We start from the raw sequence: 23,441 nt of genomic DNA, 5'->3' as shown, positions 1-23,441 counted from the left end.
CCGTGTCATGAGAATGAAATCCCTGTGATTTTTTGCAAGGCCATCGGCGCTGTGGGAGCGTCGGCGTGCCGGCGCCGCTCGCGGTGAGGAGACGCATAGCAGACCAGATCCATTTCGCCCGGCGGCGGCGACGGCCTTTCGGCCTTTGCTCGCGGCCCCTTCGTTTCCCCCCATCGAAGGCCTGACCCAAGTGAAGAATCCCAGCCCTCATCAAGAAGAGCCATCGCGCGGCGGCTGCGATTGCCTGCCGCACCCCGCCGAGACCGAGGCAGCGGCGGAACCTGCGCCGGAACCCGGCCCCACCTTCGCGGTCGATCCCGCGGTGGCGGGCACCGCCTATGTCCTGCGCTACGAAGATCGCTGGTTCGGTTTCGAGAAGCGCGTCGCCTTTTCGGCGGACGATATCGCGGCGGCGATCGAGATGATGGAGCATGAACCGATCGGCCGCTGGGCCGAACTGTGGCACGAAGGACAACTCGTCTGCCGCCGCGGTCGCGCCGCAAGCGGCGAGGCCGATTACTGGACGATCGACTGACGGCGGCAGAGAGAAGCCGGTCTGGTTAGAAGGTCTCGCCGACCATTTCCTCGCTCTTCGCCCACAGCGCCTTCGCATTGTCGGGGTCGAGCGCATAGGCGCGGACACCTTCACGCAGGCCCTCATTCTCGGCGAGCTTTGCGACGTGGCAATCCTCGAGATAGAGCCCGCCGATTTCTTCCGGATCGGCGACCGCGGCGGCCCAGACCGAGGTCGCGGCGCCCTGCGGGATCGACTTGAACTCGAAATTTTCGCCGCCGGCTTCGCGGGCGGCGGCGTTGATCCGCTCGACAAGCGCTTCGAGCGCGCCTTCGTCGAGGTGGCGGCCGAGCTCGGTGTGGATGCCGCCGGGGTGAAGCGCGGCGGCGCGGACGCCGCGGCCCTTGTGGCGGCGGTCGAATTCGACCGCGAAGAGGATGTTCGCGGTCTTCGAGCGGCCATAGGCGACCCACGGCTCATAATCGCCGCGGTCGAAGTTGGGATCCTCGAGATCGACGTTCGAGAAGCGATGCCCCGACGAAGCGAGGCTGACGAGACGCCCGCCGTCCCTGATCAGCGACGCGATGCGATTGACGAAGGTGAAATGGCCGAGGTGATTGGTGCCGAACTGGGTTTCGAAACCGTCTTCGGTCTTGCCGAAGGGCGCGGCCATCACGCCGGCATTGGTGATGACGACGTCGAACGGACGGCCGTCGGCGACGAGCGCATCGGCGGCGGCGCGGACGCTGGCGAGCGAGGCGAGGTCGAGCTGGATCAACTCGAAGCTGCCGCCAGCGGCAGCTGCGGCGTCGCGGACGACGGCGGTCGCGGCTTCGGCCTTGGTAAGGTCGCGCGCGGCGCCAACGACATCGGCGCCGTGGGCGACGAGCGCGCGCGCGGTTTCGACGCCGAGCCCGGCCGACACACCGGTGACGAGGAAGCGCTTGCCCGACAGGTCGACGCCGGCCAGCACGTCGTCGGTGGTCGATTTGGCATTGAACTGGGTCATGAGGAACTCCTTGGGATGCAGGGCGGAGGAGGGGGTGCCCTGACCCGGACAAGATAAGCGCGCTGCGCCCGTTTCCGCTGCCCGATCATGGCGTTCGCTTGCCTATTTCTCTCAATGCGTGCCACGCTGATGTTGCGCAGCTTGCGCTTCGCGGGCGTGCATCCGATGTTGGTGCCATGCAGGACAGGCTCGACTCGCTCCGGTCGCAGGTAATGCGGCACGTGGATTCCCAATATTATGAGGCGCCGATCCCGCGCGTCGTGATCAGCCGGATGACCGGACCGACGAGCGGCACCGCTACGCTCTATGAACCCGTCACCTGCCTGATCCTGCAGGGGACGAAGCGCGTCGTCATCGGCGACACGGTCATCACCTACGACGCGTCGAGCTATTTTGTCGCCTCGCTCGACCTGCCCGCCGTCGGCAAGGTGATCGAGGCGACCCCCGACAAACCCTATATCGCAGTCGCGCTGCGCATCGACCGTGCGGTGTTGACCGACCTGATCGCCAGCATGCCGCCCGAGGCGATCGGCACCGAACCCGCCGAGGCCGATCAGGCAGGCTTTGCAGTGTCCGAAGTGACTCCCGACCTGCTCGACGCCTGGGCGGGGCTGCTCGGGCTGCTCGACCGGCCGGGCGACATCGGCATGCTGGCGCAGATGCGCGAGCGCGAGATTCTCTATCGCCTGCTGCAGGGGCCGCTGGGGCACCAGCTTTGCGCGATTGCGCAGGACGACAGCCGGCTGTCGCGGGTGCGGCGGGCGATCGAGTGGATCCGGGCGCATTATGATCAGGCGCTCCGCACCAATGCGCTCGCCGAGATTGCGGGGATGAGCGTCGCGTCGTTCCACCGGCATTTCAAGGCGGCGACCGCGATGAGCCCGTTGCAGTATCAGAAGACCTTGCGGCTCCATGCGGCGCGCCGCCTGCTGGCGGGCGGGGCCGAGGCGAGCCGCACGGCCTATTCGGTTGGGTACGAGAGCGCGTCGCAGTTCAGCCGCGAATATAGCCGCGCGTTCGGCGCACCGCCCTCACGCGATGCCGAACGGCTGCGCGGGATGGCGCCGCTCGGCATCGGCGCGGTTTAGCCTGGCGCGGCCGGCGGGACCGCCCGCGGTCTGCGGTCGGGACCGACGGCGACAAAGATGAAGATCGCCTGCGTCACCTTGTGACTATCCTCGGAATGGCGGTCGCGTGCCCAGGTTTCGACCTCGACGTGCATCGAGGTGCGCCCGACCTTTACGAGGCGGCCGAAGACCGAGACCTCGTCACCGACGAAGACGGGGCGGTGGAAGGACATGCCCTCCACCGAGATCGTCACCGCGCGGCCGCGCGCGTGGAGCGACGCGACCGACGAGGCGGCAAGGTCCATCTGCGCCATCAGCCAGCCGCCGAAAATATCGCCATAGACATTGGCGTTGGCGGGCATGGCGGTGACGCGGACGGCGGGCTGGCCCGTCGGCATCGCGTTGTGCGCGGCATCATTTGGCAAGATAGGCCTCCTTCACGAGCGCGCGGGCGCGCATCGATTTCGCCGCGGCGACCATCGCGATCAGCGCGGGGCGCACCTCGTCCCACTTGCGCGTCTTGAGCCCGCAATCGGGGTTCACCCAGATCTGCGCTGCGGGGACATGCTTTGCGGCCAGCGTCAGCAGGTCGGTCATCTCGCGCTCCGCGGGGATGCGCGGCGAGTGGATGTCATAGACGCCGGGGCCGACCTCGTTGGGATAGGCGTAGGAGGCGAAGGCGTCGAGCAGCTCCATCTGCGACCGTGCGGTCTCGATCGAGATGACGTCGGCGTCCATCGCGCCGATCGCGCGGATGATGTCGTTGAACTCCGAATAGCACATATGGGTGTGGATCTGGGTGTCGTCGCGGACGCCGCTGGCGGCGATGCGGAAGCTTTCGACCGCCCAGTCGAGATAGGCCTGCCATTCGCTGCGGCGGAGCGGCAGGCCTTCGCGCAAAGCCGCTTCGTCGATCTGGATGATCGCGGCGCCGGCGGCCTCCAAGTCCTGCACCTCGTCGCGGATCGCAAGCGCGATCTGGCGGCAGCTTTCCGCACGCGGCTGGTCGTCGCGGACGAAGGACCAGTTGAGGATGGTCACCGGGCCGGTGAGCATGCCCTTCATCGGCTTGTCGGTCTGGTCCTGCGCATAGCGCCACCAGTCGACCGTCATGGCCTCGGGGCGCGAGACGTCGCCGTAGAGGATCGGCGGGCGGACGCAGCGCGAGCCATAGCTTTGCACCCAGCCGGCGCGGGTGAAGGCGAAGCCGGCGAGCTGTTCGCCGAAATATTGCACCATGTCGTTGCGCTCGAACTCGCCGTGGACGAGGACGTCGAGGCCGATCTCCTCCTGCCATTTGACCGCGGCGCGCGTTTCGACGCGGAGATATTGCGCATAGGCCGCGTCGTCGATCTCGCCCTTGAGGTGTGCGGCGCGGGCCTTGCGGACTTCGGGGGTCTGCGGGAAGCTGCCGATGGTGGTGGTGGGGTAGGCGGGGAGGTTCAGGCGCGCTTGCTGCGCTTCGCGGCGGGCGGCGAAGGGGGATGCGCGGTTCGTGGCGCCAGCGTCGAGGGCGGCGAGGCGCTGGGTGACCGCCGGGTCGTGGATCTTCGGCGAGGTCTGGCGCGCGACCGCGGCGATGCGCGAGGCGGAGAAGGCAGCGAAGCTCGCGTCCTCGCCTTCGTTGAGCGCCTTGGCGAGTGCGGCGAGTTCCTCGACCTTTTGCACGGCGAAGGCGAGCCACTGGGCGATTTCGGGGTCGAGCGACGTTTCGAGCGCGAGGTCGACGGGGACGTGGAGGAGCGAGCAGCACGGCGCGAGGATGAGGTCGCGCTGGGCCGCGAGCGCCTTGAGGCGCCAGTAGAGGTCGGGGAGGTTGGCGCGCCAAATGTTGCGGCCGTCGATCACGCCCAATGAGAGCAGGACATGCGGCTGGAGCTTCGCGAGCGCGGGCTCGAGCTGGTCGGGGGCGCGGACGAGGTCGAGGTGAAGGCCGTGTACCGGAAGCTCTGCGACGAGGTCGAGATTGTCGCCGAGGCCGCCGAAGTATGTGGTGAGCATCAGCTTCGGCCCGCGGGTGGCGAGCGCGGAATAGGCGCGTTCGAAGGCGATGCGCTGCGCATCGGTCAGGTCGAGGACAAGGCAGGGTTCGTCGATCTGTACCCAGTCGGCGCCCAGCGCCGCGAGACGCGACAGGATTTCGGCGTAGACCTCGAGGAGCCGGGGCAGCAGGGCGAGCGGCTCGACCGCCTTGCCCTTTGCCAGCATCAGATAGCTGACGGGACCGAGGAGGGCGGGGCGCGTCTGATAACCCAGTGCCTTGGCCTCTTCATATTCGTCGAAGATCTTGGTCGAGGCGATGCGGAAACTCTGGCCGGCCACGAGTTCGGGGACGAGGAAATGATAGTTGGTGTCGAACCATTTGGTCATTTCCATCGCCGTCGTGTCGCCGCCATGGGCGTGCCCGCAGGCGGCGGGCTGCTGCGCGCCGCGGGCCATGGCGAAATAGAGGTCGGGGTCGACGCTCTCGCCCGCCCAGTCGTAGCGCGGCGGGACGGCGCCGATCAGCGCGCTGGTGTCGAGGACATGGTCGTAGAGCGAGAAGTCGTTCGACGGCAGGATGTCGGCGCCGAGCGCTTTCTGGCGGTTCCAGTTCAGCGCACGGAGGCCGGCGGCGGCGCTTTGCAGGTCGGCGAGGGTCGATTTGCCCGACCAGTAGCTTTCGAGCGCATGCTTGAGTTCGCGGCGAAGGCCGATGCGGGGGAAGCCGAGGGTGGCGACGGCGACGGTCATGTTTTCAGCACCTTGCGTTGGGCAAGGGCGGCGGACGGACGCGACGGCACGGTGATCCGCACCCCAAAAGGCAAGACGGGGCGCAGCCATGCATCGGCCAGCCCGGACACCCCGCCGGAGGACGTATCTGACGAGGCAGGTCTCCTGGCTCGCGGGTCAGTGCTGCGGTCGGGCCTTCCCGGTTCCTTGCCGAACCAGTGACACATGGTGACCGCCGCTCGCCGCTTACAGTTGCGGGGGCAGCGCCGGTTTCGCACCGGCTTCCCGTCTTAGCTTCGTGCCGTACGAACGGCGCGAAGAACCTCGACAGTCTTCAGCATAGGCGGCGCGGCGGCCGTGTCAACCATGATATAAAGAATTCTTTATATCATGGTCGGGGCGATCAGCCCGCGTCGGGGGTGGCCGCGATCGCGGCAAGCCGTTCCTTGTCGGCGCGCAGTTTTTCGCTGTGGAGCAGCTTGTCGGCCATCGCCTGCCACGCCGCCGCGGCGCGCAGATTGCGGTCGCGGACCTGCGTCAGCGGCGAGGCGTCGGCCTCGGTCCGGCACTTGTCCGCCTGTGCGATATAGAAATCGGTAGTGGCCGACATGGCTGCTTCCTTGGCGCTTACGGTCGATCAGTCGACCATATCGGCGATGATACGCCGGAGCTCGCGGCGCGACAGCGTCGGGCGGCGGCGGCGCGACGGACTGGCCGTCTGGGCCTTGCCGGCCAGCGACAGCGCGGGCAGAGCGGGAAAAATCGAGTTCATATTCGTATACATAGTCATCATCTTTATCTTTGATTTTACGTGTTTTGTTGTTGGAGACCGGCGCCGGATGCGCCGATCCCTGCAGTTCGGAGCCGGCGCCGTTTGCGCTGGCTCTCTTCGTTCAGAGCCCGCGCCGTTTGCGCTGGCTCGGCGGAACCGGCCCGCCCCCGCGTTCGCGGTAGACGAGGCGGCCCTTGCTGAGGTCATAGGGCGTCATCTCGACGCGCACAGCGTCGCCGACGACCGACCGGATGCGGAAACGCCGCATCCGGCCCGCCGTATAGACGATGACCCGATGACCGTTTTCGAGCACGACGCCGAAGCGACCGTCAGGCAGGATCTCGTCGATCTGCCCCTCGAAGGTCATCAGTTCCTCCTTGGCCAAGATCAGGCCGACTGGAGGTTGACTGCCGAAGTCTTGCCGTTCTTGCCGGTTTCGAGTTCGTAGGAGACGCGCTGCTCCTTGTTGAGCGTGTCCATGCCCGCGGCCTGGACCGCGGTGATGTGGACGAAGCTGTCGCCCGAGCCGTCTTCATTCTCGATGAAGCCATAGCCCTTGTCCTGGTTGAAGAATTTTACGGTGCCGATCGGCATGGGGTGTTTCCTTTCACGAAAACAGGGAATCCACCGGCAAAAGCACCGGCGGAGCTGGTAGCGTGTGAAGGGAAGAGTCTGCCCCAAGGGGCCGTCAAATTCCGTCGCATGCGACGTTAGCTTCCCGGATATGGGCGGTTTTCCTTGAAAAGTCAAGGTTGACGCCGATCGGGTGCCATCCGGCCGTGGTTTTGCGGGTAGTAAGCCGTCGCCGGGCGCGCGATCAGCAGCGCCGCGGCGCAGCCGATCCGGAGCGCCGCGCCCTCGGGCCGCTGTCCGGCTGATAGACGGCGGCGGGCGACATGCAAACCTTCGCCGCCGAAATCTTCACCGACCCGTTGGTAGCGAAAGCCTCCAGAAACTCGCGCTGGAGCCGCGGCGTCCAGTGGTGGCTGCCGGGGGCGGGGATATGTGCCGGTTAGTTCCGGGGATCGTGCGGGGCTAACGTTCCTTCGACCAATCGCTGCGCGATTGGTCGAAGGCCCAGCCTTTAAGCCCCATTCGCTGCCGACAAAATCGCCCGCACGCTGGCTGTCGCGACGTCGGTATCGAGCCCGCATCCGAACAGGCTTTTGCCGTCCGCGGTGCGGCACTCGACATAAGCCGCGGCCTGCACATTGCTGCCCTGGCCGATCGCGTGCTCGCTATAGTCGACGATGTCCATCACCGGGCCGCCGCTTTCGCTCAAGGCCGCGATGACGCTCGACATCAGGCCGTTGCCGCGGCCGCTGACGCTGCGCTGCATGCCGTCGATGGTGAGCTTGCCGGCGAAGATGCGGTCGGCGCCCGAATGCGTCTCCGACCAGTCGACGAGCTGGAAGCGTTTGGCTTCGGTGGTCAGATACTGGCCCTCGAACGCGTGCCAGATATCCTCGGCGCCGAGTTCGCGGCTCGTCTGGTCGGCCAGCGCCTGCACGACATGGCTGAAGCTTGCCTGCATCTTTTTGGGCAGTTTCAGGCCCTTGTCCTGTTCGAGCACCCATGCGACGCCGCCCTTGCCCGATTGGCTGTTGACGCGGATTACCGCTTCATAGCTGCGGCCGAGGTCGGCGGGGTCGATGGGCAGATAGGGGACTTCCCAGCGCTCGTCATTCTGGCGTTCGCGCGCGGCGAAGCCTTTCTTGATCGCGTCCTGATGGCTGCCCGAAAAGGCGGTGTAGACGAGCTCGCCGCCATAGGGGTGGCGCGGGTGGACGGGCAGGTTGTTGCAATATTCGACCGTCTGGATGACCTCGTCGATGTTCGAGAAGTCGAGCTCTGGGTCGACGCCCTGCGTGTACATGTTGAGCGCGATGGTGACGAGGCAGGTGTTGCCGGTGCGCTCGCCATTGCCGAATAGGCAGCCCTCGACGCGGTCGGCGCCCGCGAGCAGGCCGAGTTCGGCCGCCGCGACGCCGGTGCCGCGGTCGTTGTGCGTGTGCAAGCTGATGATCGCGCGGTCGCGATTGGGCAAGTTCTTGCAGAAATATTCGATCTGGTCGGCGTAGATGTTCGCCGTCGAGGCCTCGACCGTCGCGGGCAGGTTGAGGATGATCGGCTTGTCGGTCGTCGGCTGGAGAATATCCATCACCGCCTCGCAGCAGGCGATGCTGAAATCGAGCTCGGCGGTCGAGAAGGTTTCGGGGCTGTATTCGAAGCGCCAGTCGGTGCCGGGCAGGCGCGCGGCATTGTCGCGGAGCTGCTTCGCGCCCTCGATCGCGATGCCCTTGATCTCGTCCATCTCCATGCCGAAGACGATCTTGCGCCAGGCGGGGCTGACCGCGTTATAGACGTGGACGATCGCGGTTTTCGCGCCTTCGAGGCTGTCGAAGCTGGTGCGGATGAGGTCGGCGCGGCTCTGCGTCAGCACCTGCGGCGTGACGTCGTCGGGGATGCGGCCGTTCTTCACGAGCCCCGAGATGAAGTCGAATTCGGTCGCGCCCGCGCTGGGGAATCCGACCTCGATCTCCTTGAACCCGCATTTGACGAGCAGGTCGAAGAAGCGCGCCTTTTTCTCGGCATCCATCGGGTCGATCAGCGACTGGTTGCCGTCGCGCATGTCGGTGGAGAGCCAGATCGGCGCCTGGGTGGTGACGCGGCCGGGCCATTCGCGGTTCGTCAAGGGAACCTGCGGGAAGGCGCTGTACTTGACCGAGGGGTCGCGGAGCATGGTCATGGTGGGAAAACTTCTTCTGCTGTCGGTTGCGGTGCTTCGTCGATCGGACCCTTGAGCGGGTGGCCGCGACTAGCGCGCAGCCAGTGTCACGCCCAAGGGCGTGTAAGTCCCAGAAGAAGAAGGGCGTTGCCGCGCATGGGGGTGCCAATGATGCAAAATGTCGCGCTTGGCAAGGGAAAGGTGTCTAAAATTTCGCGGCAGACCGCCGCGGGGCAGAAAATGTCGCCGGGCGGCAAAGCGGCTTTGCCGCCCGGCGAAGTGCAGGGGAAGCATCCGTCATTCCGGCGAAGGCCGGAATCTCACCTTGGCGTCATGCGGCTACGGCGAGATCCCGGCCTTCGCCGGGATGACGTAACAGGATTAGGCTGCTTCGCTTTCTTCGTCGTCGCTGTCCCACGGGCCGAAGACTTCTTCCTCGAACATATTGTCGACCGCGTGGACGCGGACGCCGATGCACCAGTCCTCGAGCGGACCTTCGTAGCCCGCCTCGACCTCGGTGAGGGCGTCGGTGGCGGCGCCCTCTGAAGACATTTGGGGAGGACGATCGCCGACGAGGTCGAAGTCCTGGAAGCCGTCGTCTGGCGCGTCGATATAGGTGTGGGGTTCGAGGCGGACGCTGGTCCAGCCGCCGGTGGGGGCAAGCCCCTCGACATCGACGACCAGCAGCGGGTTTTCCTCGTCGCCTTCGATGCCGGCGTTCACTTCGACGATTTCGCGTACCAATTCGCTCATGGGAGACTCCTTGCGAACAGGGGATGGCGCGCCCCTGTTAGCGGAGTCGTGTGACAGATTGGCGGAGGGCTAGCCCGCCGACGTCACCCAGCCGACCTTCGGGTCGTTGAAATCGACGACGTCGGCGAGTTCGTACACATTGGGATAGCCATAGCCGACGAGGTTGATGAAGGTCTGGATATTGAGCGCGAGCGGCGCCGATTTGAGCGGCACGGGGGCGCGGTGGTTCGAGAAATTATTGTTGCAATAGATGAGGATGGCGCGGTCGGGGTTGGCGCCGATGACCGCGGCGAGGCTTTCGGCGGTGAAGTCGGTGAGGGGGAGGTTGACCGCGCCCTTTATGTGGCCGCGCGCGAAGGCGTCCTTCGAGCGGGCGTCGAGGAGCAGGACCTCCTTCTTCGCGGCCTCGGCCTTGAAGGCGTCGAATTTGAGCAGGCGGTCGGCGCGGGCGGTGCCGACGCTCGCGGTGAGCGTCTGGAACGCCGGATAGTCGATCTGGGGATTGGCTTGCCCGAAGGCGGGGGTGGCGACGAGCGCCGCGGCGAGCAGCAAGGCTTTGCGCATAAAATCCTCCCTTGAACGGAGAGGGTTATGCGCGCGCCTTGCTGGCTCTGCGATGAATGCGGCTTACTGCTTTTCGAACGCGGCGTGGATCTTCAGCTCGACCTCGTCGCTGACGTAGGGAATGCCCATGGTGATGCCGAAGTCGCTGCGCTTGATCGTCGCCTCGGCCTCGAAACCGACGGTTTCCTTCTTGCCCATGCCCATGCCGGCGCCGTGGAAGTCGACGTCGAGGGTGACGGGCTTGGTGACGCCGTTGAGCGTGAGGTTGCCGGCGACCTTGGCTTCGTCGCCGTCGGCGTCGACAACGACGCTGGTCGAGACGAATTTGGCGTCGGCGGGGGCGGCGCCGAAGAAGTCCGGCTTGCCGCCGTCCTTGCCCGCACGAAGCAGGTGCGCGGTGAGGCCGGCGCTGGCGGTGGTGACCTTCGACACGGGGATGGTCACGTCGACCTTCGCCGCGGCGGGGTTGGCGGGATCGAGGACGAGCGTGCCGGTGACGTCGCCGAAGATGCCGGTGTAGTTCGAGAAGCCGAGGTGATCGACTTCCCAGACGACCATCGTGTGGCCGGGATCGGCCGCGTAAGTGCCCGCGGTGACGCGCGACTTGTCGGGAGCGCCGGGAGCGCCGGGCGACTGGGCGATGACGGCGGGGACGACGGCGAGGATCGCGATGGCGACGGCGGCGATGGGAGCGAAGCGGCGCATTGGGGGGACTCCTGTTCTGAAGGACGCGCGACGCTAGGCGAGCCGGAGGGGCCGCGTCAATCAGGCCGATGGAAACGCTGGGTTTCCTAGCGCACCGAATCGCCGATCAGCGAGAAGGGCGCCCACGCGCTGGGGTGCGACCAGCTTTGCAGATAGTCGTCCTTGCGCGGATCGTTGCGAATTTCCTGCTCGGCGCGTTGCAGGGCCTCGGCGCGCGAGAGCTTCGGATCGGCCTTCATCAGTTCGAAGATGCGCACCGTGAGCACCGCCGCGACATCATCGCGCACCGGCCAGTGCGAGGCGAGCAGGCTTTCCGAGCCGGCGAAGAAGAAGGCGCGCGCGAGGCCCGAGAGACCGGGCGCACCCTCGGCGCCGTCGCCCGCGGCGGTGTTGCACGCCGAGAGGATCACCCAGCGCGCGCCGAGGCGGAGCGCCGCGACCTCACTGGCGGTGAGCAGGCCGTCGTCGTCGGCGCTCGCCGTGGCGGGCGGCGTGAAGACCAGCCCGGGCTCCGACACGCCCTTGAGCTCGCCCGCGACGAGGCCGTGGGTCGCGAGGAAGAGCACCGACAGGCCGGTGAGATTGCCGTGCTTCATATTCTTCTCGGTCGCCTGATCGGCGAGATAGAGGCGCGCGTTGGCGGTGCCGAGCAGGCCCTGCATGGCTTTCAGCTCGGTCTCGGTTCCCGGCAGCCGCGCGAGCTTGCGGAGCACCGCGGGATCGGCGAGCGGCGCAGTGCCGCCATAGTTCGGCTGAAGACCTTCGGACATGGCGAGTTCGCCGCCGCGCGTACCGCCGCCGCGCCCGCCCGCACCGCGCGGGCTGGGCTTGCCGTCGAGGACCGGGTCGCCGAAGCCGATCATCCGCTCGCCGGTCTTCGTCTCGCCGCGCGCCGCGACCGCGCGGAGGAGCTGGAGCGACTGGAGCGAAGGAAGCTGGAGCAATGCGGGGCCATCGGCGAGCCATTTGGTCGCGCGCAGCACCTTCGGGTCGCCGTCGGCGCCGACAGGCTTTTCGGTGACGAGAATGCCGAGCGGCAAGGACGAGAGCGATCCGGTCGCGGCGGTGAAGAGGTGGCGCTTGCCCTTGAGGTCGGCGGCGAAGGGCGACAGCAGCTCGTCGTAAAGGAGGAAGGCGGTGCCGCGGTCGAAGGGGAAATCGCCCTGACCCTCGGCCATCCATTTGTCCTTTTCCTCGTCGGTGGCGCCGACGTTGGCGCCGGCGTCCCAGAGCAGGCGGCGGACATGCTGCGCGAGTTCGGGCGCCTTCATGTCTGCGCGACGCCAGATGAGCTTGTCGTGCGTCACGAGGATCGCGTGGGTACCGAACTCCGACGGCACGAGCATGACGAAGGCCTCGTCGGGTGCGAGCAGCGCCTGCGCCTGCGCCGCCGTGAGCGCCTTCGGCCGGATCAGCGCGAAATAGTCGGGGGTCGCGGCGGCGACTTCGGCGTCGATCTGCGCGCGGCGGTCGCTCTTGCGGGCGATCTCCGACTGGAGCGCAGAGGCCTGGGCCTGACGGTCCGGGCCAGCGAGAAGGGTTTGGCTACGGGTTTCGAGGGCCTTGATTTCATCGTCGATGCGGCGGCGCTCTTCGATCAGCGGAGTGACCGAGGCGCGTTCGGCCGCGCGGTCGGCGGCGGCCTTTGCGACCGCGCGGCTCGCGGTGCCCGCCATCGCCTCCTGCAACGCCATGAAGGCGCGCTCGGCGGCGACGCCGTCATGCTGCCCCGCGGCCCAGAGCGCATCGGCTTCGAGCACGAAATAGTCGGCATAGCGGCGCTGGCCGAGAAAGGCCCAGGGATCGGATAGCGACCATTCGAGATTCATCTCGTCGAAGCGGTCGAAGCCGAGCGCGTCGCGATAGCTGGTCATCCCGAGCGTCGCGTGGCTTGCGGCCGTGAGCGCGCGCGCCGGATCGCGTCCGGAGCGGAGAAGCAGCGCCGCAAGCTCGCCGTTCATCTTGTTGAGCTGGTCGTCGGGGTCGCCCAGCATGCCGCGGCGGGTCGAGCGGCGATCGGGGTCGGTGTAGAGCGCACGGTGGTCGGCCGCGGGATCGCTCAGCACGTCCGATAGCGCCTTGGCCGCTTCGTCGTTGCGGCCGCGGCGGGTCAGAAAGTCGCTGAGGTTTCCAAGCGCATAGAGCGGGCGGAAGTTGTCGGCAGGATAAAGCCCGCGATTGACCGCGAGCGCTTCGCGGAATTTCGCCTCGGCCTCGGCATCGTTCGCGGGGATGTCGTCGAGATCCCAGGCGAGGTCACGCAGCGCCTCGGCATATTCGTCGCTTTGCTTGCCATAGCGGCTTTCGAACAGCGCCAGCTTTTTGCGGCTGTTGGCGATGCGCTCTTCCTCGTCGCCGAAACTGTCGATCTTGCTGCGCTCGGCTTTGATCGCCTCATATCGCGCGTCGAAATCGACCGTTGCCTGCTGCGCACCGACGAAGCCGTCATAGCCATAAGGGGCGAGTAACTTGCGCGCGCGGTCGCCCTTGCCGGCGGCGAGCGCGGCCTTGGCATAGGCTTCGGCGATCGCGGCCGTGTCCTCGACCATGTCCTTGTCGAAATATTCGGTGCTGCCCGCCTTGCCGCGCTTGTAATGCGCCGAGCCGGTAAAGACCGGGATCATCTTTTCGTCGAGCGCGAGCACGTCGTCTGTGCGGCCAAGCTCGTTCAGCGTGGCGCGCAAGGCGCGGTAGTGGCCGGCGAGCCGGAAATCGGGGCCCTCGCAATCCTCGCCGGTGCAGGCGTCGATCGCGGCAAGCGCTTCGTCCAATATTTCGCGGCGCAGCGCGAGCGAGGCATCGAGGCGGCCGTTGATCGCGAGCAGCTGCGCGTAGCTGCCGCGCATTTCGCGGCGCTTTTCGCGGGCGTCGACGCACTTCGTTCCCCATTGATCGGTTTCGCAGGCGGCCCAGCGCGGTTCGAAGCGCGCGAGCGCGGCGTCGAACGCGGCGATGCCTTCGTCGCCGCGGCCGACATCCTTCAGGATCCGGCCATAGTCGACGAGCGTCTCGCCGAGCGACACCTCGTCACGCGCGCAGCCCATGACCATGCCCGGGACGCGCCTGCCGCAGCCATAAGCCTCTTCGGTGAGGGCACGGACATAGTGCGAATAGGGTTCGACGGCTTCGGCGTCATAGCCGTTCATGCGGAGGGTGATCGCGTAGGAGCGCTCATAGTCGGCGGCGACATAGCTGTCGGGGCCATAGAGCTTCTTCGCGATGCCGACCGCCTTCAGCATCACCTGCCGCGCCTCGGGCGTGCGGCGCGCGAAGCTGAGATTGGTGCTGTGGACCATCAGTTTTTCGAGATATTCGCGGCTCTCTTCGCCCGTGTCGGCACCGATGACCTTCAGTATCTGTTCGGAGATCGCGGCCTTGTCGGCGAGGTCGGCGGTCATCTCCTTCGCTTCGAGCTCGGCGACTTTGGTTGCGGCGGCGGGCGACAGGTTGTTCGGAAGCTGTGCGGCGGCAGGAAGGGTGGCGCAAAGCAACGCGGCGGCAAGCCCCATCCCGATTCTACGCAAATATCGCATCGCCCCGTCGCCCCCGTTTCGACCAGACCCGCCAACGGGTTAGGGGAAAGCGATGCGGGGTGTAAAGCCCGTCAGCGGCCGTCGGCGCGCTTCGCCTCGAACCAGTCGCGGATCAGCGCCGCGGTGCAACCGGTCCAGCCGTTCGAGCCCACCGCCGAACAGCTGTTGGGGCGGCCGGTGCGGGCAATATTCTCATAGCCCTCGACCGCCGAAGCCCAGCTGCCGCCGCCAGCGGGGGCGGGGTCCTTCAACTCCTTGCGGAGTTCCTTCGGCACACGATAGCGTTCGGATTCGGGGCGCTGCGCGCAGACGACGATCTCGTCGCCCTGCGCCTGGGGGCAAGGTTCGTCGCCGTAGGTGTAGAGGATCGACATCTTCTGGGGCGGCTGGCTCGACTGGCCGAGCGGTTCGTCATCCTGCGCGAAAGCGGGCGCGGCGACGGCAAGCAGAAGGAGCAGATACGGGGCAGGTCTTTTCATTACGCGCATTCCCTGGCGACCATCCCCAACGGTCAAATTAGGCCGCCAAGATGAACCTCAGCCGAACTGGCGAACGAAAAGGCGCCCCAGTCCGATCGTCGAAGCGGAATGCCGGTGGCGTTTGTCGGCGAAAGGCGGGGTTCCCTGCGCAAATGCAGGGAACCCGCCCGGTCAGCCGAAGATGTCGGCGTGGCCGCCCTTCGGGTCCGGCCCGAACCGGTTCGACCCGTTGGTGCCTTCGATGCACATGAACACAAAGACGACGAGGCCGCCGATATAGGGAATGAAGCCGAGCAGATAGAACCAGCCCGACTTGTCCTGATCGTGAAAGCGGCGCACCGTTACCGCAATCGACGGTACGATGGTGCCAAGGGCATAGATGCCGATGAGCACAAGAAACAGCGTGCCGGGTCCATCGCCGCTGCTAAAGCCGCCGAGGAGCATCGTGATCAGAAAGATCGCGGCGACGACGATGACATTGAACAAGGTGAACATCCAATATTCCATCCGCTGCGATCGCCCCGAAAAATCGGCGTAGCGGCGAAACGGCATAAGCATCCAGTCCATATTTCCCCCTGATTTACGTTAGATACCCCCGCCGCGGCATTCCGCGACGATGTGGCAGAATATCAATTGATCGCAGCTCCACAACCTGTTGTGTCGAGGTCGTGTCCCGATTCAGTGCGATAATGGACCGTAGGGGTTTCGGCAGCGACGCGAAGCGCGCGTCAGGTTGCTTCGATTTTTCCGAGTGACGAGGCGATCGCGCTCCATATCCGGTTCAGTTCGGCGGACGCGGTGCAATAGGGCGGCATCACATAGACAGTGTTGCCGAGCGGACGAAGGAGGACGCCCTCGTCGCGGTAGAAGGCGATCAGGCGCGGGGCGAGGTTCGAGAGATAACCCGAGTCCGGCACGATGATGTCGAAGGCGGCGATAGTGCCGAGGCGGCGGGGTTTGGCGACGCGCGGGTCGTGCGACAGCATCGCGAGATGCGCGCCCTGTGCGTCGGCGAGCGCTTCGATGCGCTGTTGCACCGGCTCGTCGCGCCAGATGGCGAGATTGGCGTTCGCGGCGGCGCAGGCGATCGGGTTCGCGGTGTAGCTCGACGAATGATAGAAGGTCTTCGCGCGGTCCGTCGAGAAATGCGCTGCGAAGATCGGCTCGATGCAGAGCGTGACCGCGAGCGGCAGGCTGCCGCCGGTCAGGCCCTTCGACAGGCAGACGATGTCGGGGATCACGCCCGCCTGGTCGCAGGCGAAGCGCGTGCCGGTGCGGCCCCAGCCGGTCATCACCTCGTCGGCGATGAAGAGGACGCCGTGGCGCGCGCAGATCGCGCGCATCTCGGCGAGCACCCACGCGGGATAGATCAGCATGCCGCCGGCGCCGAGGATCAGCGGTTCGACGATGAAGGCGGCCGGTTTGGCAGCGCAGGCGGCTTCCAGCGCATCGAGGGTGGATTGTTCGAGGCCTTCGTGCGGGAAGGGGATGGTGTCGACGTCGAACAGCAGGGGCTGCCAGGCGCGGTTGTAGACGCCGCGCTCGCCGACCGACATCGTGCCGATCGTGTCGCCATGATAGCTGTGTTCGAGGACGAGGATGCGGCTGCGCGCCTCGCCGATGTTGTACCAGTAGCCGAGCGCCATTTTCAGCGCGACCTCGACGCTGGTCGAACCCGAGTCCGAGAAGAAGACGCGGGTCAGCGGGTCGGGGGTGATGCGGATCAGCTCGGCGGCGAGCGTCTCGGCGGGTTCGTGCGTCCAGCCGGCGAAGATGAGCTGGTCGAGCCTTTCGGACTGGTCGCGGATCGCGGCCATGATGCGCGGGTGCGCGTGGCCGTGGGTGGTGACCCACCAGCTGGAGATCGCGTCGATCCAGTGATTGCCGTCGGCGTCGTAGAGCCGCGCACCCTCGCCGCGGGCGATGAGCGGGATCGGGTCGCCGAGGCCGTGCTGGGTGAAGGGGTGCCAGACGGGGGATGTCATGCGAAATCGGCGCGGTCGAAATGGGCCGCGAATGCCTGCGCGAGCGTCTCGGGCGTCAGCGGATCGAGGAGCGGCAGGCGGCCTAGGCGGCGGACGCCACCGAGGGTGGCGATGATCGCTTCGCTGTCCTCGACCGCCTCGCCGAGAAAGGCGATGCCGTGGATCGGGGCGCCGCGGCTTTTGAGCGCTTCGATCGTCATCAGGCTGTGGTTGATCGTACCGAGGCTGGTGCGCGCGCAGACGATCACCGGGATCTGCCAGCGCGCGAAGAGGTCGGCGTAGAGCAGGGTGCGTGTGACGGGAACAAGCGCGCCGCCGGCGCCTTCGACGACGAGCGGGCCTTCGGGCGGCGAGAGCGCGCCGGGGTCGAGGGTCACGCCGTCGATCTCGGCAGCGAGATGCGGCGAGGCGGGGGTGATCAGGCGGTAGGCTTCGGGGAGGACGGGCACGCCGGCGAGGCGCTCGACGGCTTCGCTGTCGGCTTCTTCCTCGAGGCCCGACTGGATCGGCTTCCAATAGGGAAGGCCGAGCGCGCCCGCAAGCGCGGCCGAAAAGACTGTCTTGCCGATGCCGGTGTCGGTGCCGGTGATGACGAAGCGGGTCATGCCGCGGCCATAGCGGCGGCAAGGCTCTCCGTCATCGCATCGATTTCGCGTTCGCCGACGTTGAGCGTGATTGCGATGCGGAGGCGCGCGGTGCCGTGCGGGACGGTCGGCGGACGGATGCCGCGGATGTCGAAGCCGCCCGCCTGAAGCGCGCTCGCGATGCGCATCGTGCGGGCGTTGTCGCCGATGACGACGGGCAGGATCTGGCTGCCGCTGGCAGGAAGGCCGAGTTTGGCGAGGCGATCTTCTGTGTAGCGGACGAGCGCATGAAGGCGCGCGGCACGCTCGGGCTCGTTCGCGACGATCTCGAGCGCGTGGCGGACGAGCCACGCCATCAGCGGCGAGGGGGCGGTCGAGAAGATGAAGGGGCGACCGCGGTTGACGATGAAGTCGCGGACGATCTGCGGGCCGCAAAGAAGCGCGCCTTCGACGCCGAGCGCCTTGCCGCAGGTGTGGAGGGTGATCAGGTTTTCGCGGCCGGCGAGGTCGTGCGCGAGGCCCTGACCCGCGGGACCATAGACGCCAGTCGCGTGCGCTTCGTCGACGATCAGCACGGCATCGTGGCGGTCGGCGACGGCAGTGAGATCGGCGAGCGGCGCGCGGTCGCCGTCCATGCTGTAAAGGCTTTCGACGGCGATCCACGGCGTGCCGGTGCCGCCCGCGCGGCGCCAGCCGGCGATCGCATCTTCAAAGGCTTGCGGGTCGTTGTGCAGTGCCGATGCGCAGTCGGCGCGGCCGAGCTTCATGCCATCGTGCGCGCTCGCGTGGATCAGTTCGTCATGGACGATCAGGTCGCCGCGCTGCGGCAGCGTCGCGAAGAGTGCGGCGTTGGCGGCGAAGCCGGTCGGGAAGAAGAGTGCGGTCTCGCTGCCGTAGTGGCGCGCGGCATGCGCTTCGAGCGCTTCATGTTCGGGATGGTTACCGCGGAGCAGGCGCGATCCGCCCGATCCGGCGGGGAGGCCGCGTTCGAGGCCGCGCGCGAGCGCTTCGTTGAGCGCGTAGGAGCCGGCGAGCGCGAGATAGTCGTTCGAGGCGAAGTCGATGCCGGTACGCGGCGCGAGCGCGCGGCGGCGGTTTCCGGCGGCGAGGGCTTCGAGGTCGGCGCGGTGGGCGGCGAAGGGCGGGGGGCGGTCCGTCATGTGCGCTCCCTAAGCCGAAAGCCGTTCGCGGCAAGCCGATTCAATCGCGTTGCAGTGCCTGTCGTTCTTCGGCGGTCAGCCGGTTCGGGGTGGAGACCGGTTCGAGCGTTCGGGCGTCGAACAGCTCGCAGCGCCGGCGGTCGCCCGACAGCATGTCGCGGATCATGCGCGGGAAGAACCGCCGCATCAGCTTGCCCATGCTCATCTGCGGCAGTGCGCTGGTGTCGCCGATGCCGTCGGCAGTGAAGAGATGGCCGAGCGGCGCGCCGGTCAGCCGTTCGCGCGCTACCGGATCGCAAGCCGCGAGCTGGGTCGTAATGTAAGGAATCTTGCCGTTCCGGTAGCTGTTGAACAGCGGCATGCGGCAGCAGGCGGCGTACCAGCGGAGCGTCGGCTTGTCGGTCAGATGGACGCAGGCGAGCTGCTCGCGGCCCGAATGGAGCGTCATGCGCGCGCAGCGCGACTGGTAGAGCGCCGTGCCGCCATGCGCGTCGAGCACGCGGCCGGCCTGACCCAGATAGTGCGTCAGGTCCTGACAGTCGGTGCAATGGCATATGACATGGTCGCCCTCGGCGGGGCCGACCTCGATCAGCGACCCGGTAACGGTGCCGCAGGTGCAGGAAAAGCTGAGGTCGGACGATGCCATCGCCCGACCCTAGCCGCTTGCCCGCGATTGCGGAAGGCGATCAGTTCTTCGACTTGTCGACGAGCTGGTTCTTCGCGATCCACGGCATCATGGCGCGCAGTTCGGCGCCAGTCTTTTCTAGCTGGTGCGCGGCAGCGGCCTTGCGGCTGGCCTTCAGTTCGGGCTGGCCGGCCTGGTTGTCGAGCACGAAGTCCTTCACGAAGCGGCCCGACTGGATGTCGGCGAGGACGCGCTTCATTTCGGCCTTGGTCTCGTCGGTGATGATGCGCGGGCCGGTCTTGATGTCGCCATATTCGGCGGTGTTCGAGATCGAGTAGCGCATGTTCGCGATCCCGCCCTCATAGAGGAGGTCGACGATCAGCTTGGTCTCGTGGAGGCATTCGAAATAGGCCATTTCGGGGGCGTAGCCGGCCTCGACCAGCGTTTCGAAACCCGCCTGGATGAGGTGGGTGATGCCGCCGCAGAGCACCGCCTGTTCGCCGAAGAGGTCGGTTTCGCACTCTTCCTTGAAGGTGGTTTCGATGATGCCGCTGCGGCCGCCGCCGACGGCCGAGGCGTAGCTGAGGGCGAGCGCCTTGGCGAAGCCGTTGCCCGACGAACCCGCGCCTTGGGCTTCCTGCGCGACCGCGATCAGGCAGGGGACGCCGCCGCCCTTCTGATATTCGCTGCGCACCGTGTGGCCGGGGCCCTTGGGCGCGACCATGAACACGTCGATGTCGGGGCGCGCGTCGATCAGGCCGAAGTGGATGTTAAGGCCGTGCGCGAAGGCGAGCGCGGCGCCGGGCTTCATGTTCGGGCCGATATCGTCGGCGTAGATCTTCGCCTGATGCTCGTCGGGGGCGGCGATCATGATCACGTCGGCCCATTCGGCGGCTTCCTTGTTCGAAAGCACCTTGAAGCCTGCGGCTTCGGCCTTCTTCGCGGTCGCCGAGCCGGGACGGAGCGCGATCGCGACATCCTTCACGCCGCTGTCGCGCATGTTCTGCGCGTGCGCGTGCCCCTGGCTGCCATAGCCGACGACGGCGACCTTCTTGCCCTTGATCAGATCCTGGTCGGCGTCGCGATCGTAGTAGACTTGCATGATATTTCTTTTCCTTGGTGTGAACTGCCCGGAGGCAAAGCTGTGAAGAACCAGAAAGGCTAGAACCGCTCTACCGTCGGCGGATTGCCGTCGGATGCGAATGAAAGCTCGTAAACTTCCCCCGGTCGCGTCGCCTTGCATTCGATATGAGCGGGGTCGGCACCGGAGTCGGTGAAACGGCATTCGCCGTCCGCGTCGAGAACATCTGCGCCCTTGGCAAAGGGCAGGGTGACGAGGATTTTGGTGATAGCCAGCGTTGCGGTGTCGCCGTTTGCCGTCCCCTCATTGCCGTAAAAACCGATCAAAATGTTGCCGGCCACCGCTATGCGAAAGCTGGAGCGCCCGTCGCGATACGCGATGCGGGCGATCTTGCCGGCGCAGCGCGCGGTGTTGTCACCGCCGCCCGGCAGGATCAGCTTTTGACAGGTGCCTTGCAGCGTCGTCGTGCTGGCGATCCGGCTTAGATCGGGTCGGTCGGCAGCGGCGGGCGCCATGGCAAGCGCCATCGGGAGCAACATGCCGATCATAGCGCCTCCGACCCGCGGCCGATGGCGACGACGCCGGTGCGGCCGACCTCGACCAGTCCGCATTCGCGCATCAGTGCGATGAAGCGGTCGACCTTGTCGCTCGTTCCGGTGATTTCGAAGATGAAGCTGGTGAGCGTCGTGTCGACGACCTTCGCGCGGAAGACGTCGGCCATGCGCAGCGCCTCGATGCGCTTGTCGCCGGTGCCCGCGACTTTCACGAGTGCGATCTCGCGTTCGACATGCGCGCCGCCGTCGGCGAGGTCGGTCACCGAATGGACGGGAACGAGCCGGTCGAGCTGCGCGATGATCTGGTCGATCACCGGCGGCGGGCCGTTGGTGACGATCGTGATGCGGCTGAGCGCATGGTCGGCGCTGATGTCCGCCACGGTCAGGCTTTCGATATTATAGCCGCGCGCCGAGAAGAGCCCGGTGATCTTGGCGAGAATGCCCGCCTCGTTATCGACGGTGATGGCGAGCACATGGCGCTCGCCGGCTTCGGTCTTGATTTTCATTGTTTTTTCCGAGCGTGATACGTGTCGATTTCGAGACCGGTTTCGAGCAGGTCGGCTTGCTCTTCGCTGATCTCCCGCGCTCCGGAAATGCGATTGTCCAATATGGTCAGCGCAAAGTGACGCATATCGGTCCCCATTGTCCAAGCCGGCACGATGATTTCGTACGGCGAATTAGCTGTCGGAGGAAGCTCATCCAACGCCCACTGGATTTCGTCGCCGATCGCATATTCGATCTCGCGGCGAAATCCGTACCGGAACTGCAAAAATACCGAGTGACCGGGTCGCGCCGGATCGGCGACGGAGACGTAACTGCTGCTTCCCATTAGACGAGCGCTTTCGCTTCGTCGTCCATCGTGCCGGTGACGTCGCTCGGCTGAAGGAGCATTTCGGTGTGCGCGGCTCCCGACGGGATCATCGGGAAGCAGTTGGCAAGCTGTGCGACGCGGCAGTCGACGATCACCGGACCCGGAGTCTCGATCATCGTCTTGATGCCGTCCTCGAGCTGGCCGAGTGTATCGATCCGGATACCCGTCCAGCCATAGGCGTCGGCGAGCTTCACGAAATCGGGCAGGCTGTCCGAATAGCTGTTCGAATAGCGGCTTTCGTAGGTCAGTTCCTGCCACTGGCGGACCATCCCCATCCATTCATTGTTGAGGATGAAGATCTTCACCGGCAGGCGATACTGGCTGACCGTGCCCATTTCCTGGATGTTCATCTGGAGCGAGGCTTCGCCCGCGACGCAGATGACGAGGCGGTTCGGATGGGCGATCTGCGCGCCGACTGCGGCCGGAAAACCGTAGCCCATCGTGCCGAGCCCGCCGCTGGTGAGCCAGCGGTTGGGGGCCGAGAAGCCGAAATGCTGCGCCGCCCACATCTGGTGCTGGCCGACCTCGGTCGTGATGATCGGGTCGCGGCCGCGCGTCGCGTCGAACAAAGCCTTCACCGCGCGTTGCGGCATGATTTCGGCGTCGGCTTCCTTCTTTTCGGGGAAGTCGAGGCAGCGCGTCGCGCGCCAGCCGTCGACGCGGCGCCACCATTCGCCAAGGTCGCGCGCCTTGTGACCTTTGTCGGCCCAGGCGGCGATCAGCGCGTCGAGCGCGCGGCCGGCGTCGCCGACGATCGCGAGGTCGACGGGGACGATCTTGTTGATCGAGCTGCGGTCGATATCGATGTGGATCTTCTTCGAATCGGGCGAGAAGGCGTCGAGGCGGCCGGTCACGCGGTCGTCGAAGCGCGCGCCGACCGCGATGATCAGGTCGGCGCGGTTCATCGCCATGTTCGATTCATAAGTGCCGTGCATGCCGAGCATGCCCAGCCACTTCGGATCGTCGGCGGGGAAGGCGCCGAGGCCCATCAGGGTCGAGGTGACGGGCGCGCCGGTCAGCGACACGAGCTGGCGTAGCGCCGCGCTGGCGTCCGGCCCCGCGTTGATGACGCCGCCGCCGGTGTAGAAGACCGGGCGCTCGGCCGCGGCGATCATGTCGATGGCTTGCGAAATCGCATCGGCGTCGGGTTCGACCTGCGGACGATAGCTTTTGTGCTGGATCTTTTCGGGCACGACATATTCGCCCGTCGCGACCTGAACATTCTTCGGAATGTCGATCACCACCGGACCGGGGCGGCCATGGGTCGCGATATGGAAGGCCTCGTGCAGGATCGGGCCGAGGCGATCGGGGTCCATGACGAGATAATTATGCTTGGTGCAGTGGCGCGTGATGCCGACGGTGTCGCATTCCTGGAACGCGTCGGTGCCGATCAGCGCGGTCGACACCTGCCCGGTGAGCACGACCATCGGAATGCTGTCGAGCAGCGCGTCGGTGATGCCGGTGACGGCATTGGTCGCGCCGGGGCCGGAGGTGACGAGCACGACGCCGGGCTTGCCGGTCGAGCGGGCATAACCCTCTGCGGCGTGGGTCGCCGCCTGTTCGTGGCGGACGAGGATGTGCTTGATCGTCGGGTGCTTGAAGAGCGCGTCATAGATGGGAAGGACCGCGCCGCCCGGATAGCCGAACACCGTGTCGACCCCGAGGTCGACCAGCGCCTGAACCACCATGTCGGCACCACTCATTTCCGCCACGACGAAACTCCTTTCTTCATACCCGCTGTTTTC

General features: G+C 66.3%; 25 protein-coding genes and 1 riboswitch. Of the genes, 2 read left to right on the top strand and 23 right to left on the bottom strand.

Annotated elements, in window-relative coordinates; genetic code table 11:
• Positions 1 to 190 precede the first annotated feature (190 nt).
• A complete protein-coding gene (locus tag L7H23_RS04695) occupies positions 191 to 535 on the top strand; it encodes a hypothetical protein (RefSeq protein WP_237838199.1) in 345 nt (114 codons plus the stop codon).
• Between the two features lie 25 nt (positions 536 to 560).
• Here L7H23_RS04695 and L7H23_RS04690 read toward each other — a convergent pair whose 3' ends face one another.
• Positions 561 to 1,523: an SDR family NAD(P)-dependent oxidoreductase gene (locus L7H23_RS04690; protein ID WP_237838198.1), complete on the bottom strand. Its 963-nt coding sequence runs from the start codon at positions 1,521 to 1,523 to the stop codon at positions 561 to 563.
• 212 nt (positions 1,524 to 1,735) lie between these two features.
• On the opposite strand from L7H23_RS04690, the gene L7H23_RS04685 reads away from it, so the two are divergent.
• Positions 1,736 to 2,611: an AraC family transcriptional regulator gene (locus L7H23_RS04685; RefSeq protein WP_237838197.1), complete on the top strand. Its 876-nt coding sequence runs from the start codon at positions 1,736 to 1,738 to the stop codon at positions 2,609 to 2,611.
• Here L7H23_RS04685 and L7H23_RS04680 read toward each other — a convergent pair.
• The 22 genes from L7H23_RS04680 to L7H23_RS04580 form a co-directional block, all read right to left on the bottom strand.
• The gene (locus tag L7H23_RS04680) at positions 2,608 to 2,988 is read right to left on the bottom strand and encodes an acyl-CoA thioesterase (RefSeq protein WP_237839111.1); all 381 of its coding nucleotides are present in this window, start codon (positions 2,986 to 2,988) and stop codon (positions 2,608 to 2,610) included. The two genes, L7H23_RS04685 and L7H23_RS04680, sit on opposite strands and share 4 nt — an antisense overlap.
• Before the next feature lie 16 nt (positions 2,989 to 3,004).
• Positions 3,005 to 5,323, bottom strand: coding sequence for a 5-methyltetrahydropteroyltriglutamate--homocysteine S-methyltransferase (metE, locus tag L7H23_RS04675; protein ID WP_237838196.1), 2,319 nt, complete (start codon positions 5,321 to 5,323; stop codon positions 3,005 to 3,007).
• Positions 5,324 to 5,439: 116 nt separating this feature from the next.
• Positions 5,440 to 5,644, bottom strand: a riboswitch (cobalamin riboswitch).
• Positions 5,645 to 5,705: 61 nt separating this feature from the next.
• A complete protein-coding gene (locus L7H23_RS04670) occupies positions 5,706 to 5,912 on the bottom strand; it encodes a hypothetical protein (RefSeq protein WP_237838195.1) in 207 nt (68 codons plus the stop codon).
• 27 nt (positions 5,913 to 5,939) lie between these two features.
• Entirely contained in the window at positions 5,940 to 6,074 is a 135-nt protein-coding gene (locus L7H23_RS18505) for a hypothetical protein (RefSeq protein ID WP_275671223.1), read from the bottom strand.
• A gap of 121 nt (positions 6,075 to 6,195) precedes the next feature.
• Positions 6,196 to 6,459: a translation initiation factor IF-1 gene (gene infA, locus L7H23_RS04665; protein WP_058457547.1), complete on the bottom strand. Its 264-nt coding sequence runs from the start codon at positions 6,457 to 6,459 to the stop codon at positions 6,196 to 6,198.
• 2 nt (positions 6,460 to 6,461) lie between these two features.
• Positions 6,462 to 6,668, bottom strand: a complete 207-nt coding sequence (locus tag L7H23_RS04660; RefSeq protein ID WP_237838194.1) for a cold-shock protein — start codon at positions 6,666 to 6,668, stop codon at positions 6,462 to 6,464.
• A gap of 490 nt (positions 6,669 to 7,158) precedes the next feature.
• On the bottom strand, positions 7,159 to 8,823 hold the full coding sequence (leuA, locus tag L7H23_RS04655; RefSeq protein WP_237838193.1) for a 2-isopropylmalate synthase: 1,665 nt from the start codon (positions 8,821 to 8,823) through the stop codon (positions 7,159 to 7,161).
• Positions 8,824 to 9,183: 360 nt separating this feature from the next.
• A complete protein-coding gene (locus tag L7H23_RS04650; protein ID WP_237838192.1) occupies positions 9,184 to 9,555 on the bottom strand; it encodes a hypothetical protein in 372 nt (123 codons plus the stop codon).
• Positions 9,556 to 9,624: 69 nt separating this feature from the next.
• Positions 9,625 to 10,119 carry a rhodanese-like domain-containing protein gene (locus L7H23_RS04645; RefSeq protein ID WP_237838191.1) on the bottom strand — a complete coding sequence of 165 codons (495 nt, stop codon included), beginning with the start codon at positions 10,117 to 10,119 and terminating at the stop codon, positions 9,625 to 9,627.
• Positions 10,120 to 10,182: 63 nt separating this feature from the next.
• Entirely contained in the window at positions 10,183 to 10,824 is a 642-nt protein-coding gene (locus L7H23_RS04640; RefSeq protein ID WP_237838190.1) for a YceI family protein, read from the bottom strand.
• A gap of 86 nt (positions 10,825 to 10,910) precedes the next feature.
• A complete protein-coding gene (locus tag L7H23_RS04635) occupies positions 10,911 to 14,333 on the bottom strand; it encodes a CHAT domain-containing protein (protein WP_237838189.1) in 3,423 nt (1,140 codons plus the stop codon).
• A gap of 95 nt (positions 14,334 to 14,428) precedes the next feature.
• Positions 14,429 to 14,836, bottom strand: coding sequence for a hypothetical protein (locus tag L7H23_RS04630; protein ID WP_237838188.1), 408 nt, complete (start codon positions 14,834 to 14,836; stop codon positions 14,429 to 14,431).
• Between the two features lie 171 nt (positions 14,837 to 15,007).
• The gene (locus tag L7H23_RS04625) at positions 15,008 to 15,403 is read right to left on the bottom strand and encodes a DUF805 domain-containing protein (RefSeq protein ID WP_237838187.1); all 396 of its coding nucleotides are present in this window, start codon (positions 15,401 to 15,403) and stop codon (positions 15,008 to 15,010) included.
• 161 nt (positions 15,404 to 15,564) lie between these two features.
• Complete coding sequence (locus tag L7H23_RS04620) at positions 15,565 to 16,821, bottom strand: adenosylmethionine--8-amino-7-oxononanoate transaminase (RefSeq protein ID WP_237838186.1); 1,257 nt, start codon at positions 16,819 to 16,821, stop codon at positions 15,565 to 15,567.
• Entirely contained in the window at positions 16,818 to 17,426 is a 609-nt protein-coding gene (gene bioD, locus L7H23_RS04615) for a dethiobiotin synthase (protein WP_237838185.1), read from the bottom strand. The genes L7H23_RS04620 and bioD overlap by 4 nt, the downstream gene beginning before the upstream one ends.
• Positions 17,423 to 18,565, bottom strand: a complete 1,143-nt coding sequence (locus L7H23_RS04610) for an 8-amino-7-oxononanoate synthase (RefSeq protein ID WP_237838184.1) — start codon at positions 18,563 to 18,565, stop codon at positions 17,423 to 17,425. Before L7H23_RS04610 ends, bioD begins: the two co-directional genes overlap by 4 nt.
• 40 nt (positions 18,566 to 18,605) lie before the next feature.
• On the bottom strand, positions 18,606 to 19,211 hold the full coding sequence (locus L7H23_RS04605; protein WP_237838183.1) for a DUF6151 family protein: 606 nt from the start codon (positions 19,209 to 19,211) through the stop codon (positions 18,606 to 18,608).
• Between the two features lie 40 nt (positions 19,212 to 19,251).
• Positions 19,252 to 20,292, bottom strand: a complete 1,041-nt coding sequence (gene ilvC / locus L7H23_RS04600; RefSeq protein WP_056371067.1) for a ketol-acid reductoisomerase — start codon at positions 20,290 to 20,292, stop codon at positions 19,252 to 19,254.
• Positions 20,293 to 20,351: 59 nt separating this feature from the next.
• Complete coding sequence (locus tag L7H23_RS04595; RefSeq protein WP_237838182.1) at positions 20,352 to 20,819, bottom strand: hypothetical protein; 468 nt, start codon at positions 20,817 to 20,819, stop codon at positions 20,352 to 20,354.
• Positions 20,816 to 21,331 carry an acetolactate synthase small subunit gene (gene ilvN, locus L7H23_RS04590; protein WP_237838181.1) on the bottom strand — a complete coding sequence of 172 codons (516 nt, stop codon included), beginning with the start codon at positions 21,329 to 21,331 and terminating at the stop codon, positions 20,816 to 20,818. The genes L7H23_RS04595 and ilvN overlap by 4 nt, the downstream gene beginning before the upstream one ends.
• Entirely contained in the window at positions 21,328 to 21,654 is a 327-nt protein-coding gene (locus L7H23_RS04585; RefSeq protein WP_237838180.1) for a hypothetical protein, read from the bottom strand. The genes ilvN and L7H23_RS04585 overlap by 4 nt, the downstream gene beginning before the upstream one ends.
• Complete coding sequence (locus L7H23_RS04580) at positions 21,654 to 23,408, bottom strand: acetolactate synthase 3 large subunit (RefSeq protein WP_237838179.1); 1,755 nt, start codon at positions 23,406 to 23,408, stop codon at positions 21,654 to 21,656. Before L7H23_RS04580 ends, L7H23_RS04585 begins: the two co-directional genes overlap by 1 nt.
• Positions 23,409 to 23,441 lie beyond the last annotated feature (33 nt).

It is taken from the genome of Sphingopyxis sp. BSN-002, assembly GCF_022024275.1.
GTDB lineage: Bacteria > Pseudomonadota > Alphaproteobacteria > Sphingomonadales > Sphingomonadaceae > Sphingopyxis.
Note: the sequence above shows the minus strand (reverse complement) of the source record. Positions and strands in the feature narration are given on the sequence as shown.